Source organism: Duganella qianjiadongensis (assembly GCF_009857915.1).
Lineage (GTDB): Bacteria > Pseudomonadota > Gammaproteobacteria > Burkholderiales > Burkholderiaceae_D > Rugamonas > Rugamonas qianjiadongensis.
Genome location: NZ_WWCM01000001.1, coordinates 27099 through 40176, shown reverse-complemented (window position 1 = coordinate 40176; position 13078 = coordinate 27099). Strand labels below are relative to the sequence as shown.

Below are 13078 nucleotides of genomic sequence, written 5' to 3'. Positions count from 1 at the left end.
ATAAAGGACCGCCGTATGACTATCCGAGTATTGCGCGACCAGTCGCTGCCTATGCGCCACATCGTTCATGTGCGCGATCACATCTTCTCGACCGACGGTTCGGAAGCCGAAGGCGGCAGCGATGCCGGCCCTTCGCCCCATGATCTGTACGATGCGGCCCTGAGCTCCTGCAAGGCGCTGACCGTGGTGTGGTACGCCAAGCGCAAGAACATCCCCCTTGAGAACGTGGAAGTCGATATCGAGCGTGACGCCAGCGAAGAGCGTCAGGGCGTGTATCGTCTCGCCGTAACGCTGCATCTGAACGGCGATCTGACGGAAGCGCAACGCGCCGAACTGCTGGCCGCTGCCCAGAAATGCCCCATCCACAAGCTGATGGCCTCCGTCACGACGGAAATTACCACCGTACTGGGCTAGGCATATGGGCGTCGCTAGCCTTATCAAGGGCCACGAGAAAGACCTGGGCGGCGGTTTCCTGGTGCGCCGCTATCTGCCTGCGGCCGTCAAGCAGGCGGTCGGGCCGTTTATATTTTTCGACCATTTCGGTCCGGTCGATGTACCGGCCGATGCCAACCACGATGTGCGGCCGCACCCCCACATCGGTCTGGCCACGGTGACCTATCTGTTCGAAGGCGCGATGGACCACCGCGATAGCGTGGGCAGCGTGCAGCGCATCGAACCGGGCGCCATCAACTGGATGACGGCAGGGCGCGGCATCGTCCATTCGGAACGTACTCCGGCAGATCTGGCGGGGGTGCCGCACCGTACTCACGGCCTGCAACTGTGGGCCGCGCTACCGGTGGCACACGAAGAGACCGAGCCCGGTTTCTGCCACACGCCGGCACAAGCCATCCCGGAATACGACGGCGCAGGGGTATGCGTGCGGGTGCTGGTGGGTTCAGCCTTCGGCCTGACGTCGCCCGTGCAGACCTATAGCAGTACGCTGTATCTGGACGTGATGCTGCAGGCTGGCGCTGTGCTGTCGCTCGATCAGCTTCCGGCGGAAGCCGCCATCTATCCGGTGAGCGGCGAGATTTCGGTGGATGGTCGGGAGCTGGCCTTGCATGCCATGGCTTTGCTGGATACGGCAGCCGTGCCCCGGATCGCTGCGCAAACGGAAGCACGCTTTGTGGTGATAGGCGGCGAGCCACTGGATGGGCATCGCTATATGTCGTGGAATTTTGTCTCGTCGCGCAAGGAGCGCATCGTGCAGGCCAGCGAGGACTGGGAAGCGCAGCGCTTCGATGCGGTGCCCGGCGAAACGGAGTTCATTCCCTTGCCGGCGCGGCTGCCCCGTTAAGGCACGCTAGAAACTTCCGCTGGTGTTGCTGCGGCGGCGCTGCAGCAGTGCTGTCGCCGCGCCGTATCAGGCGGTGGAGAGTGCACTGGCGGCCACCGTCTGATATAGATCGGTGGCGTTGGTGCGTATGATCCAGTGTTCCGGATACGGATCGCTGGCAAAGCGGCTAGGGCGGGCGATGCGGCTCAGCTTATCCAGCGGCGTGGCGGGAGCCAGCGCGGTTTCCTTGCCGGTGACCTGATCCAGATGCCAGAAGCCGCCGTCGCGGTGCAGCAGCACGGGCAGCGCAGCGGCCTGCGGCGTGGCCGGATAGGCTTTGAGCGGATAGCCGGGATGGGTTTCCGGCGTCAGGAGGACATAGCATTCGGCGCTGGCGCCTTGGTCCAGCCGGTGCAGTATCACGCCATGCGGCATGATGGCCGAAACCGTGAGCACCACGATGCCCTTGATGCTGGCAGTGAATTCGATGCGCATGCCGAGGCGCAGCATGGTCGGCTTGTGCTTGCCCGGCCAGACCCCATCGAGCAGCACGCCATAGCGCGACACATCCTCGATTTCGAAACCGGCACCGGCGCGGCGGATCACGGCATGGCGGCCGGACAGACGGCGCGTCAGGCCATTGGTGTCCTGCCCGTCCGCAGTGTAGTGGGTCAGCAGCAGATCGGCTTCCGGATCGACCAGCTCGAAGCGTCCCAGCACGCATTCGTCGAGCGCGAACAGGCGCACCTGACGCTGGGTGCCCGCTTCCGGCGCCACGTTCACCAGACTGGCGGCGCGGCTAGGATGCGGGTGCATCGCTGCACCTTGCGGCATATCGATTTCGATCAGGTCCTCATCCCACGCAATGGTCGGGAAGCTCAGGTCAACTTTACCTGCACTGGCGCCCAGATCCAGCTGGGCTATGCCGGCATTGCGTGCCGTGACGTCGATATCCACACTGTGGCCATCGGGCGCGCTGACGCGGGCGATCGCTGCATCATCGGCCATCACCCGCACGTTCTTGTGGGTGCTGAGGAAGATGCGGTGAATTTCCGTCAGGGTGGCATCGGGGCGGGGCACCAGTATCACGAAGGTGCAGACCCATTTGCGCGTGGCCAGTCCGGCATGGCGGCTCAGTAACTCGATGCTGATCTGGTACTGGCCGTGTTCTTTGCCGCGCGAGGAAAACTCGGCGAATACGGGGCGCCATTCGCCGTTACTGGCGCGCACCAGGGATTGCTGCGAGGCGCCGTTGGGAATCAGATCCGATTGCAGTTGCAGGATCAGTTCGGGCGCGCAGCCTTCGGGCATGCCGCGCAAACTCATCTTCAGTGCCTGACGGCCGCCGGCAGCGCGTGGATCGAAACCGCTGATATGCAGTTGCGGACGGGCAGACTGGGCACGCTGGACGGGGCGGGCGTAATTGGCGGGGATGTTTTCTGCAGGCGCAGCATCGAGCGCCGTGCCGGCGGAGGTGGCACGGGCCGTGCGCATGGCACTGAGCAGGTCAAAACTGGACGGTGCAGGCTGGGCGTGGCCGCCCTCGCAAGTCTGCGCTCCAGGCATGACCCAGTAAGTGCAATGCGGATGCTGGGCGTTACTGCATTTTTTCATGATGAACCGGCACTGGGATAGCCCTCAGTGTAGGCGCTTTTAGGCCATTTTGGCAATCTGCGTAGCTAGCGGAACGCCGATTTTATGACAGGCGGATGGCAGTTTTGCCACGCCAGCATCAATCCTGCGGCTTTGCTGCCTCGGGTAATGCCGTTTCATCAATATTGCCGGATGCTGTGCCGTGCGGGCGCAGCAGGATGGCGCTCAGGTTATCGATGTGCAGGGACGGCGGCGGATTGTGGCGATAGTCCTGATAGAGCGCATCGATGGCAGCCGCTACCGGCAGGCCGGATTGCGCCATTAACCGGGGCCAGCGGGCCACCCACAGATCGGGCCGGGCGCAGGACCAGAAACCATCGGTCGCCAGCAGGTAGAGCGCATCGCTGCGCAGCGTCAGCGCGCGGCGGTCCGGCAGGTGCTGCAGGAAACCGGGCAGGCTGGCTTGATCCAGGCCACGCAGGCTATCGTCCAGCACTTGCGGATTGCTGAAGGCGTTGCCAAGTATGTAGGCCTGCACGATCTGCGGCCGGTGTTCGCCATGCACCTGCTGCCACCATTGCTGCTCGTCGAGCAGGCCGTGCATGGCGTAGGCCGTGGCGGGAACGTGATCGACCGTCAGCGGGCGCGCATCGTCGGCACTGATTTCATACAGACGCGAATCGCCCACGTGATAAAGCATGGGCTGGCCCTGGGGGGGAATTTCCAGCAAAGTGAGGGTGGTGCCGGGGCGGCGGAAAGTATAGTCATCGTGCTGCTGGCGGAATTGCTCTTGCAGGTTGTGGTGCAGGGCATCGAGCTGCGCGCTCAACTGATCCAGGGTGGCGCAGGCGGGAATCTGCAGCAGCGCCTGCGCCACCGCTTCCGCCGCTTCACGGCCATGGCCATGACCGCCCATGCCATCCAGCACAGCAAGGCGCACATGGCCATGTGGCCAGCCTGCAACGGTGACGTGCAGTGCTTGCTGTTGCTGCATGAGCACAGCCTGTCCATGGACATCGATCAGTAGCAGATTGTCCTGATTTTCCGGCACTTGCAGCTTGCTGATGCTGGCCTCGCAGCGTGCAGCAACTTCGAGGCTGGCGCCGAAATCCAGTTGATCGGTCAGGTTGGTCATGGGTGAAGATGCGGGGCGAGGCCGTGTGAAAGGCCACAGCTTAGCCGAAATCCGTCCGGCAGAGGGAGAACTGGCGATAGTTTTAGTGTTCATGGACCGTTCCACCCTGTTCATCGTGACGGCGCAGCCACAGGCTGCTAACCCAGCCAGTGTTGCACTTGCCATGCAGGCAGGCATTGATCTGCCACCAGTCGCCTTCGCGCAGGCCGGTCGGGCTCACCACCGCGCCGGCAGGAATGGTGAGTACGCGTCTGGCGTCCACGCCAGCAGCACGGCGCAGGTTAAGGTCGCGATGAACAGAAAATGCTTGCGTGGCGAGGCCGTCCGCGTCCGCTTCGCGCCGAACCGCCTGCACCGTGATCGCGCTGGCGACGCCTGCCATCCCGTCTACCGCGGCCGGGGGCGTAGCAGCGTTGCTGCTTGTTTCCGCACGAGCCGGCGCCGGTATGAGGCTGGGCATGAAGAGATGGCCGAACAGCAGCGTCCCGCCCAGCGTGAAGGCGAGGGCGCGCAGGTTCAGCCGGCGCCACCAGCTGCGTGGCGTGCAGTAGGCTGCCACAACCAGTGTGGCAGCCAGTGCGACGAGATAGGTGGCGGCTTGGGCGAGGCTCATGGCAGGTCCGCTGCTCAGGCGTCGAAGCGCAGCACATACGGGCCAGCCACGAGATGGTGCCCGCCCGGTAGCAGATATGGCGCCTCGCTCGCATTCTCGATGGCGGCGACAAACGCCAGCTTGTCATCGAGATGGTAGAGCGCCTGTGTTGCATTCAGACGGACAATCAGAAAGCCGCGCGCGGTGGCTTCGAAACTGAAGGCGTTGCGCGATAGGCCGATGCGCTCCACACCTGCCGCCGAATCGCCGCTAGCGCGCTGCAGATAGCGTGCCTCGCCCAGTATGCGCAGTCCTGCCAGTACAGGAGAGTTGCGGCCGAAATTAAAGCGGGCACCGGCAGGTGCGGGGCTGGCAAGGGGGCGGGCAAGACCTAGCAGCGCGCAATAACGGTCGGCCATGGCGGGGGCAGCGGGTATCAGTGCGATGCTGTAGCCGTCGACGGGGGTGAAGGTGGAGGGAGCACTGATACGCTGTCTGCCCTCGGCGCTGGCAGCATACAGCTCGTCATTGCTGGTGACCATAAAACTGATGACGGCGTCCGCATTCGGTGCCAAGGCCATCTGCCGGTTAAACGGCAGTGCCAGTGTCTGCATGCCGGTTTCGCGATAGCGGCTTAGCCGCGGTAGCGCCAGTGCGACGAGGCTGACGCGCTGGCTGCTGGCCGGTGCGTAGGTGGCATCGCTTTCGATGTCGGCGCTGCTGCTACGCCGGCTGGACGGAATTGCCGTCACGTCGGCGGCACTGCTTAAGTTGTTGACGGCGGCCATGCCGTTGGCAGCGCTAGCCTGGCTTCTGCTGGGCGTACCGCCGTGCCGCTCCTGCCAGACGGCAGGACGCGTCTGGGGCGCACTGCCAGCCGTATTCACCCGCGTATCAGTGGTGGCGTTGTGACTGATAGTCGTTGCCGCAGCAACGCCCGGTTGTGCCGAAGGCGTTGTCGCCAGACGGCTACGGGGAGCGGCGCTGGCACTACGGCTGATTTTTAGCAGCAAGCGGGTGCCGCCCGCCACTTCGGGCAGCGTGCGGATGATGTAGTAGCCGCTGCGCGGATCGTAGTTGCACTGGTAGCCCTCCTTGGGGCGCATCTGCACCACGGGTGGCGCGTCCGGACCATCGTTGAGGATGAGCAGGCTGGCATCGGGACCGAAGGGCCAGTGTTCGCTGGTGTGGCTGGCATCGCTACCGGCAGCGCCTATCAGCACTAGCCGCTGGGCCGGATAGATAGGGCATACGGGATGCCACACGGCGCTGTCGCGCGACAGGCTGACGTTGTAGAGAATTTTTTCGTCCGGCGCCGGCAGATAGACGGCATGGCCAAAGCGCACTTCCACTTCGCCCGCCCCCAGTGTGTCGGTTCCGACGACGTCGTAGCGTACGGTCTCGCCCGCGAGCAGGTCGGCAAAGTCTTTCTGGTGCAGGCTGGTAAGCGATTGCACCAGATCGCGGGCACGTGCACCGCGGCTCAGGTGGTAGTCGTCGTCGACCTCTTCCTGTGGCAGTGCCAGCGTGATGTGGCTGAAGCAGCGGGTGGCGGCCCGGCCACGGTGTTCGCGCGGGCAGCGTTCGAGCAGATCGCGCAGCAGCGGGCGGCGCGAGAACAGCGCAAGGCCGGGCGCCTGCCATAAAGCCTCGGCATTGAAGACGTCGGGGATGCGGCGCAATATCTGGTGTTGTACATAGACTGGCATGATTCATTCTCCTTGCATGGATGGCGCACTGAAGGCACTGAACGCTAGCAGGGGGCAAAGGAAAAACAGCAGATGGCTGCCGCCGGCCGAGAGAAAACTCATGGGCTGGCCCATGATGGGGAAGATGGCCAGATTGGTGCCCCAGGAAAGCAGGAAGTGGCCCAGCACCAGCGCCGCGCCGCCGCATAGCGTGAAATAGCGGAAGCGGCCCAGCCATGCCTGACGGAAGTTGCGGGCGCTGCAGGCAAGCTGATAGTTCTGCCATGCGTTGCGTACCAGCCCGCAAAGGAAGAGCGCCTGCAGTACCCACAGCGTCAGGCCCGCCAGCAGGCCGTGGCGATTGAGGAAGAAGCTGGCGGCGAAATCGTCCTGTATGGCGGGCACGTGTAGCACTTCGCCTGCACTCTGGCCTAGTGTCAGCAGACCCAGATGCCCGTCGCTACCCCACCAGCCACCCTCGGCTATCGCTCGTGCGCCAGCCAGCAGTTGCTGGCCCGTATGCGGATGTAGCGCTGGATGCAGCCATACCAGAAAGCGGTCGGCATAAAAGCCCCAGCGTATCAGTTCATCGCTGCCTAGCAGACGCAGTGAGGCGACGCAGGCGGCAGCGAGCAGCATCAGGCCGAGTACCGCAAGGAGCAAAAGGTTGTGGCGCGCAGCCAGTGCATAGGCTAGCGCCATGGCGGTGCACCAGACTAGCAGCAGGATCAGCGGCGAAAAATCATCAACCTGCACCAGCGCCAACCCTAGCAGCATAAGGAATAGCAGTGCGGGTGCGATCAGATGCAGCCAGCGGCTGCTCCGTTGCGCCAGCGTGGCATGTTGCTCTTGCCAGTTAAAACGCAGGGCGAGGCAATGGGCGCTTAGCGCCGTCAGCGCCAGCTTGGCCAGTTCCACAGGCTGCAGATCGAATACGCCGGTTTCGTCACCGAACAGCACCTGCAGTAGCAGGGCGCACAGGGCCAGTGCGGCGTAAGCGGCCAGCAGCCATTCGATCCTGCGCTGCGACCCGTGCAGGCCGTGCGCCTCGCGCCGTTTTAGCCATTGCTGGCAGAGCACAGTGAGCGCCATGGCGATGGCGAGTAGCGCGCTGCTCTTCTGGTAGAAGCGCAGCCAGGTGGACTCGCTGGCGGCAAGGCCGAGTTCCAGCTGCGAGAGCAGGCCCAGAGCAAGCAGGCTGCATGCACAGATTCCGGTAAGCTCGCGGCGATCAGGATGGCTAAGCCAGAGTAGCAGGGCGCAGGCGGCCAGCAGCAGGGATAGGCTGGCAGGCGGCGCCTGCAGGCTGCGCTGCAGGATCAGCGCCGTCAGCCCGCAGCCCGCCAGCAGCAAGGCGGTGGCCGCCGCCAGCATGGGGGCCAGCGCGCCGTGCAGCGCGGGCAGCAGGTGGCGCAGCGGAGATGCGCGTCTGCGACTGTGGTTGGCGAGATCGGCGCGCCTAAGGCTAGCGCTGACATGACGCGGACTGGCGCGAGACTGCAACACATACAGGCAGATGATGCCAGCCAGGCAGCCGCACATTGCCAGCGCCAGTGCTCGGAATGGTGCAGACAGATCGCCAAGGCCTAGCTGGCGGGCCTGCCGGTGCCACTCGATGGACTGGTCCAGCGGCACTTCGGGCGCGGCGTAAAGCCGCACATGCTGGGTGGGCCGCAAGTTCAGCGTATCGCCGCTAATGGCGAGGGCAAAGCGGGTATGGCCGACGATCATGCTGCTGGCTGCTGCGAGCGGCATCTCCTGCAGGCGAATATTCTGCGCGGCTGCCCCGGTTTGCTGCGGTAATAGCATCAAGGGCGCCTGTTCTGCGTCGGGCTGACCGGCATCGAGCACGAAGCGGCCATCGCGCTTGCTGATAATGGCTGAAGCGGAGGCCAGCTGCGGCAGCCCTAGCCGGTTATCGCAATACAGATTACCGCCCAGCGTGAGGGGGCGGGCCAGAGCCAGCCAGCGCGGCACCAGAGTGTTCCAGTTGCTGACCAGCCGTGCCGGCCAGTGCGATTGCGGGCAGGCTGTCTGCCGCAGGCCATCGCGATACAGCACCGCACCGTCGTAGCGCCACTGATGACCAAGCGCGCTGAATGCGAGCTCCTGCCCGCTGTGCGTATCGATACTGAATACGTTCTGAGCTATCTGGAAGCGCTGGCCGCTAGCCAGCTCCGCGCTGCCGCTATGCTGCTCCGTGTCGGCGGTCTGCACCAGCAAGCGGTGCGTGCTGCTGATGTTCTGTACCATCCAGCCTTGCTGGATATCATGGCGCAAGCGCAGGTGGCGCCGGTCCGCCTGGGTTGCTGCCAGTTCCTGCGCGCCCAGATCGACGCTTGCGCCGGGGGGCAGATGGATGCCGATGCTGGCCGGTTGCCATGCTGGGGGAGCACGGTTCAGGGCGACTAGCTGCAATGTCAGCAGTGCCAGCGGCAGCAGCAAGGCGGCGGCTATGGCGGGCAAACTGCGCAGACGGGACGCGGCGTATCCCGGCCCAGTTTGACGGGCGAGGTTTTTCGCCCCACCTTGTGCGGGTGTGTGGGGGCGCGCAACGCGCCCCGGTAAGCGCAGCAGACTGGCCATGATTATGCGCTCCGCATAGTCTGCCAGCCATTGGCGGCAGTGGGGCGGCGCATGCCGCGTACAGGATCGGTGACCTCGAGGTAGTTGCGCTCGTGCGGCATACCCTGTATGGCGTGCAGCATGCGGCTGATCTGGATGGCGTGGCGCGGGCGCTGGGCCGGATCGGGATGCAGCAGGCAGCGCAACAGCAGTAGCGCATTATCACGCGCGTGCGTGGGGAGCGCAGCACAGAAACGGGCAGCTTCATCCTCGTGCAGTGTGGCGGGCAGCGTGCCGCCGCTGGCTTGCAGTATCACTGATGCGCCGGCTGTATTGTGGGCGCGGTAGGCTGCACCAAGGTCTGCGCAGAACTGTAGTGGCGTGCCGCCCGTGACCAGATAGTAGAACATGGCGCCGAGCGAAAAATAGTCGCTGCTGGCCGAGCTCTGATAGCTGCCCTGCGGCTGGGGAAAGAACTGCTCCGGCGCCTGCCAGTTGGCGGTGCCGGCATAGGAATGGAGCTCGGCATGCAGGCCATGGCGGTTGGTGCCGAAGTCCGCCAGCTTGACGTTCTGCAGTCCCCAGTCCAGCAGCACATTGGCCGGTTTCAGGTCGAGATAGCGCCAGCCGTACTGGTGCACTTTGGCCAGTGCCTGATTAATCTGGCTGGTCCATTCGAGCAGACGCGGCAGCGGGATGGCTTCCTGCCGGCTTTTCAGCTGCTGCATGTGTTTGCCCAGATCACAGGCCAGCAGCTCCAGTGCCAGCACGGGCAGCTCCTGATGCCATCCACTGTCGAGCAGGCGGACGATGTGGCGCTCATCCCATGGTTCCAGTGCCTGCAGAAAGCCGATTTCGTTCTGCGCACTGGCAATCCAGCGTTCACGCAGGCCCGGTCCTGCCTTTTCCATCTGTTCGTGATTGATGAATTTGAGCGCCACGTCGCGCGTGCTGGCGGGCCCGCTGGCGCGCCAGATCACGCCATAGGCCGAACGGCCGATTTGCTCCTGCAGCCGGTAGTGCCCCAGTTCCAGCGTTATGATAGTCATGCGATCCCCCCGATTCTGGCTGTGTCGGGACTTGCTAGCGGAGGGAAAGAAAAAAGCCCCTTGCGGAGCACAAGGGGCTTGGATTTGCGGCTTTGATTGGCTTGCGGCAGGCGCTTACCAGCGGTCGTGATCGTGATCGCGGTAGTGGCGATGTTCCCAGCGATCGTCACGATATTCGCGGTACTCACGAACCTCGCGGTAGTAGGGGCGGGCCGGTTCGACATACACGACACGGGGTGGCGGCACATAGTACACGGGCGCCGGTTCGTAATAGACGGGGGCAGGGCGGGTGTAGACGCGGGTTTCGACGTAGCGGCCACCGCGGCCTCGGTCGTAATAACGGTCGTCAGTGCGGATGCTATTGCCCACTGCGGCACCGATCAGGCCACCGACCACGGCACCGTCGCGGCCACCACTGCTATTGCCGATCGCTGCACCGACCACGGCGCCAGCCAGCGTGTTGAACTCGCGTTCGCCAGCATAGGCCGACGACGAGACCGCCGCTGCGGTGACTAAAGCCAGAATCAACGATTTCTTGTTCAACATGGTATTCCCCTTACTAGGCATAGGCCGGACCGGAAAGATCACTGAGCCAGTGACTTCACTATAAAGCAGTGGCGCAAATCCGCCACGTCTTATACACCTGCTTACAAACTCGGGTTGGCGGTAAAGCCTTGTAACAATTAGCGCCTGGTGGCCTGCCATTCGGGGCGCAGCAGGCTAAATAGCTGCACGCTCTGGTAATGGCCGTTGATGAAAAAACTCTCGCGCAGCACGCCCTCGGCACTGAAACCGCATTTTTCGGCCACCCGTACCGAGGCCTTGTTCTCGGGGGCGGTGAGCAATTCCAGCCGGTGATAGGTCTGGGTTCTGAACAGATGGTCCACCAGCAGGCGGCAGGCTTCGCTCACATAGCCTTGTCCGGCCAGCGCTGGATCGAATAGCCGGTAGCCGATTTCGCGCGTGACCGGAGTACGGCTCTTGAAATGGGTGATCACGCCGACGATGTGGTGGTGCTGGTCTTCTATCACGAATAGTTCGCTGTCCTCGGTGACAAAACTGGTCTGGGCAAACTCTTTGCGCAGGGTTTCAGGGGATTTGAACTGGGTGGAGAAGTAGTCGCCGCGTGAGGGAAGGTCGTTTACCAGCGCGATAAAAGTGTTCAGATCGGCCGTGAGCAGGTGACGTACGGTGCACTTTGAACCCTTGAGCATAGGCGCTTTCTTCAACCGGTTGAAGAATCATGGTAGTGCAGTAGCGATAACAAATCAACATGGATGACAAGCGCCGCATGATCGGTTATCGTTTAGATCATTTTTCATTCCTGCCATCCACGGCTCCTGTTTTTTGTCACCATCAGCCCCTACACGGAAACCCATGAAAGCTACCAAGTTTGCCCTCACCGCCCTTGCCAGCGGCCTGTTCGCCGCTGGCGCCGCCCTTGCCGCTGCACCCAATGACCCGGCCACGCTGGCCCGTATCCGCGCCACTGCCATGGAGAGCGACTGGGCCTATGACCGTCTGGCCGACCTGACCGATCTGGTTGGGCCGCGCCTGTCTGGCTCGCCCGGTGCGGCGGCGGCAGTGGAGCAGGTGGCTGAAGCGATGCGCAAGCTGGGCGCCAAAGTTACCCTGCAGCCCGTGAAGGTACCGCACTGGGTGCGTGGCGCCGAGACGGCAGAACTGGTAGATTATGCTGGCCGCCCGGCCGGCATTACGCAAAAAATCGTGCTGACGGCACTCGGCGGTTCCGGCGCCACACCAGCACAGGGTCTGACGGCACCGGTGCTGGTGGTGCGCAGCTTCGAGGAACTGAAAGCCAAATCGGCACTGGTGAAGGGCACTATCGTGCTGCTCGACGTGCCGTTCGATCAGGAACTGGCGGATCGTGGTCATGCCGGTGCAGCTTACGGGCCGGGCGCGGGCTTCCGCTTTGCCGGTCCTAAAATGGCGGCTGAAATGGGGGCAGCAGCAGCGCTGGTGCGTTCGGTAGGTGGTGCCAACTACCGCATTGCCCACACCGGCGCGACCGGGCTGGTTGATGGTAAGCGCATTCCGGCTGCCGCCATTACCACCGAGGATGTGCTGCTGCTGGACCGTTTGCTCAAGCGCGGCCCGGTGAAAATGCATTTGACGCTGACCCCGCAAACCCTGCCTGATGCCGATACCTTTAACGTCATCGCGGACTGGCCCGGCAGCGACAAGGCCGACGAAGTGGTGATCGTTTCCGGCCACCTCGATTCGTGGGATCTGGGCACGGGCGCACACGACGACGGTACCGGTGTGGCCGGTGCCATGGGCGTGATCGAAACGCTGCGCAAGCTCGATCTGCATCCGCGCCGCACCATCCGTGTGATCGCCTGGGCGAATGAAGAAAACGGTACCCGCGGCGGCAAAGCCTATTTCGAGGCAAACAAGCAACTGCTGGACAAGCACTTCGCGGCCATCGAATCGGATAGCGGCGGTGGCCGTCCGTTTGGCCTGATCGGTAGCGTGACGGCACCGATGGTCAAGTATTTTGCGCCGCTGCGCGAAGCGCTGTCGCCTATCGGTGCCGGGGTGTTCGAGCGGCGCGATATCGCCGGTGCAGCCGATACCGGCCCGCTGGAGCGTGCCGGCGTGCCGGTGTTCGAGCCGCTGGTGGATTCTTCGTTCTACTTCAATTATCACCACACGGCTGCCGATACGCTGGACAAGGTGAATACGCTGGAACTCAAGCGCCATGTGGCCGTTCTGACGTCGCTGAGCTGGTACCTCGCCAACATGGAGCAGCCGATAGGCCGTGTCGGCAAGGCTGATAGCGAAGATTAAGCAGCCCTAGTTCCCGCCGCGCGTGCCAGCCGTGCGCATCGTGTCGCCGCTTCATGCTAGGCTAATCCCTACTGGCATGGAGCGCGGCATGGAAAAAATACCCTACAAGGGCTGGTACATACTGCCCACGGCTTTACCGACCACGGACGGCCGCTGGACTGCGGGCTGCGATCTGGCCCGCGTCGAAGCGGACGGGCTGGAAGTGTTCGAGGGCGTCACCATGCAGTTTGTGCGCGCGCGCGAAGCAGACGCCATCCGTGCTGCCTGCGAAGCAGCCATGCGGCAGGTCGATGATATTCTGGCCGATCCACTGGCAGCTCAGGGCTGAACGGCAAGCCGTTTAAATTGTCCTGATCAGAGGATTTTGCT

General features: G+C 63.4%; 12 protein-coding genes. 4 read left to right on the top strand and 8 right to left on the bottom strand.

Translation table 11 applies throughout. From position 1 onward, the window contains the following. Positions 1 to 15 precede the first annotated feature (15 nt). Together GTP27_RS00230 and GTP27_RS00225 are read left to right on the top strand one after the other, a co-directional pair. The gene (locus GTP27_RS00230; RefSeq protein ID WP_161037197.1) at positions 16 to 414 is read left to right on the top strand and encodes an OsmC family protein; all 399 of its coding nucleotides are present in this window, start codon (positions 16 to 18) and stop codon (positions 412 to 414) included. Positions 415 to 418: 4 nt separating this feature from the next. After that, a complete protein-coding gene (locus GTP27_RS00225; RefSeq protein WP_161037196.1) occupies positions 419 to 1297 on the top strand; it encodes a pirin family protein in 879 nt (292 codons plus the stop codon). A gap of 66 nt (positions 1298 to 1363) precedes the next feature. On the opposite strand, the gene GTP27_RS00220 is transcribed toward GTP27_RS00225, so the two are convergent. From GTP27_RS00220 to GTP27_RS00185, 8 genes are all read right to left on the bottom strand, one after another. Next, positions 1364 to 2890 (bottom strand): FHA domain-containing protein, encoded by a 1527-nt coding sequence (locus GTP27_RS00220; protein WP_161037195.1) that lies wholly within the window; start codon positions 2888 to 2890, stop codon positions 1364 to 1366. Between the two features lie 118 nt (positions 2891 to 3008). Further along, positions 3009 to 4004 (bottom strand): PP2C family protein-serine/threonine phosphatase, encoded by a 996-nt coding sequence (locus tag GTP27_RS00215; protein WP_161037194.1) that lies wholly within the window; start codon positions 4002 to 4004, stop codon positions 3009 to 3011. A gap of 82 nt (positions 4005 to 4086) precedes the next feature. Beyond that, positions 4087 to 4617, bottom strand: coding sequence for an SH3 domain-containing protein (locus GTP27_RS00210; RefSeq protein WP_161037193.1), 531 nt, complete (start codon positions 4615 to 4617; stop codon positions 4087 to 4089). Between the two features lie 14 nt (positions 4618 to 4631). Next, complete coding sequence (locus GTP27_RS00205) at positions 4632 to 6305, bottom strand: hypothetical protein (RefSeq protein ID WP_161037192.1); 1674 nt, start codon at positions 6303 to 6305, stop codon at positions 4632 to 4634. A gap of 3 nt (positions 6306 to 6308) precedes the next feature. Continuing rightward, positions 6309 to 8870, bottom strand: a complete 2562-nt coding sequence (locus GTP27_RS00200) for an FtsW/RodA/SpoVE family cell cycle protein (protein ID WP_161037191.1) — start codon at positions 8868 to 8870, stop codon at positions 6309 to 6311. A gap of 2 nt (positions 8871 to 8872) precedes the next feature. After that, on the bottom strand, positions 8873 to 9898 hold the full coding sequence (locus tag GTP27_RS00195) for a serine/threonine-protein kinase (RefSeq protein ID WP_161037190.1): 1026 nt from the start codon (positions 9896 to 9898) through the stop codon (positions 8873 to 8875). A 114-nt stretch (positions 9899 to 10012) separates the two neighbouring features. Beyond that, on the bottom strand, positions 10013 to 10444 hold the full coding sequence (locus tag GTP27_RS00190; protein WP_161037189.1) for a YMGG-like glycine zipper-containing protein: 432 nt from the start codon (positions 10442 to 10444) through the stop codon (positions 10013 to 10015). 137 nt (positions 10445 to 10581) lie between these two features. Then, entirely contained in the window at positions 10582 to 11112 is a 531-nt protein-coding gene (locus GTP27_RS00185; protein WP_161037188.1) for a GNAT family N-acetyltransferase, read from the bottom strand. Between the two features lie 163 nt (positions 11113 to 11275). Between GTP27_RS00185 and GTP27_RS00180 the strand changes: the two genes are divergently transcribed. Continuing rightward, a complete protein-coding gene (locus GTP27_RS00180) occupies positions 11276 to 12709 on the top strand; it encodes a M20/M25/M40 family metallo-hydrolase (protein ID WP_161037187.1) in 1434 nt (477 codons plus the stop codon). 88 nt (positions 12710 to 12797) lie between these two features. Then, positions 12798 to 13037 carry a hypothetical protein gene (locus tag GTP27_RS00175; RefSeq protein WP_161037186.1) on the top strand — a complete coding sequence of 80 codons (240 nt, stop codon included), beginning with the start codon at positions 12798 to 12800 and terminating at the stop codon, positions 13035 to 13037. Positions 13038 to 13078: the final 41 nt, after the last annotated feature.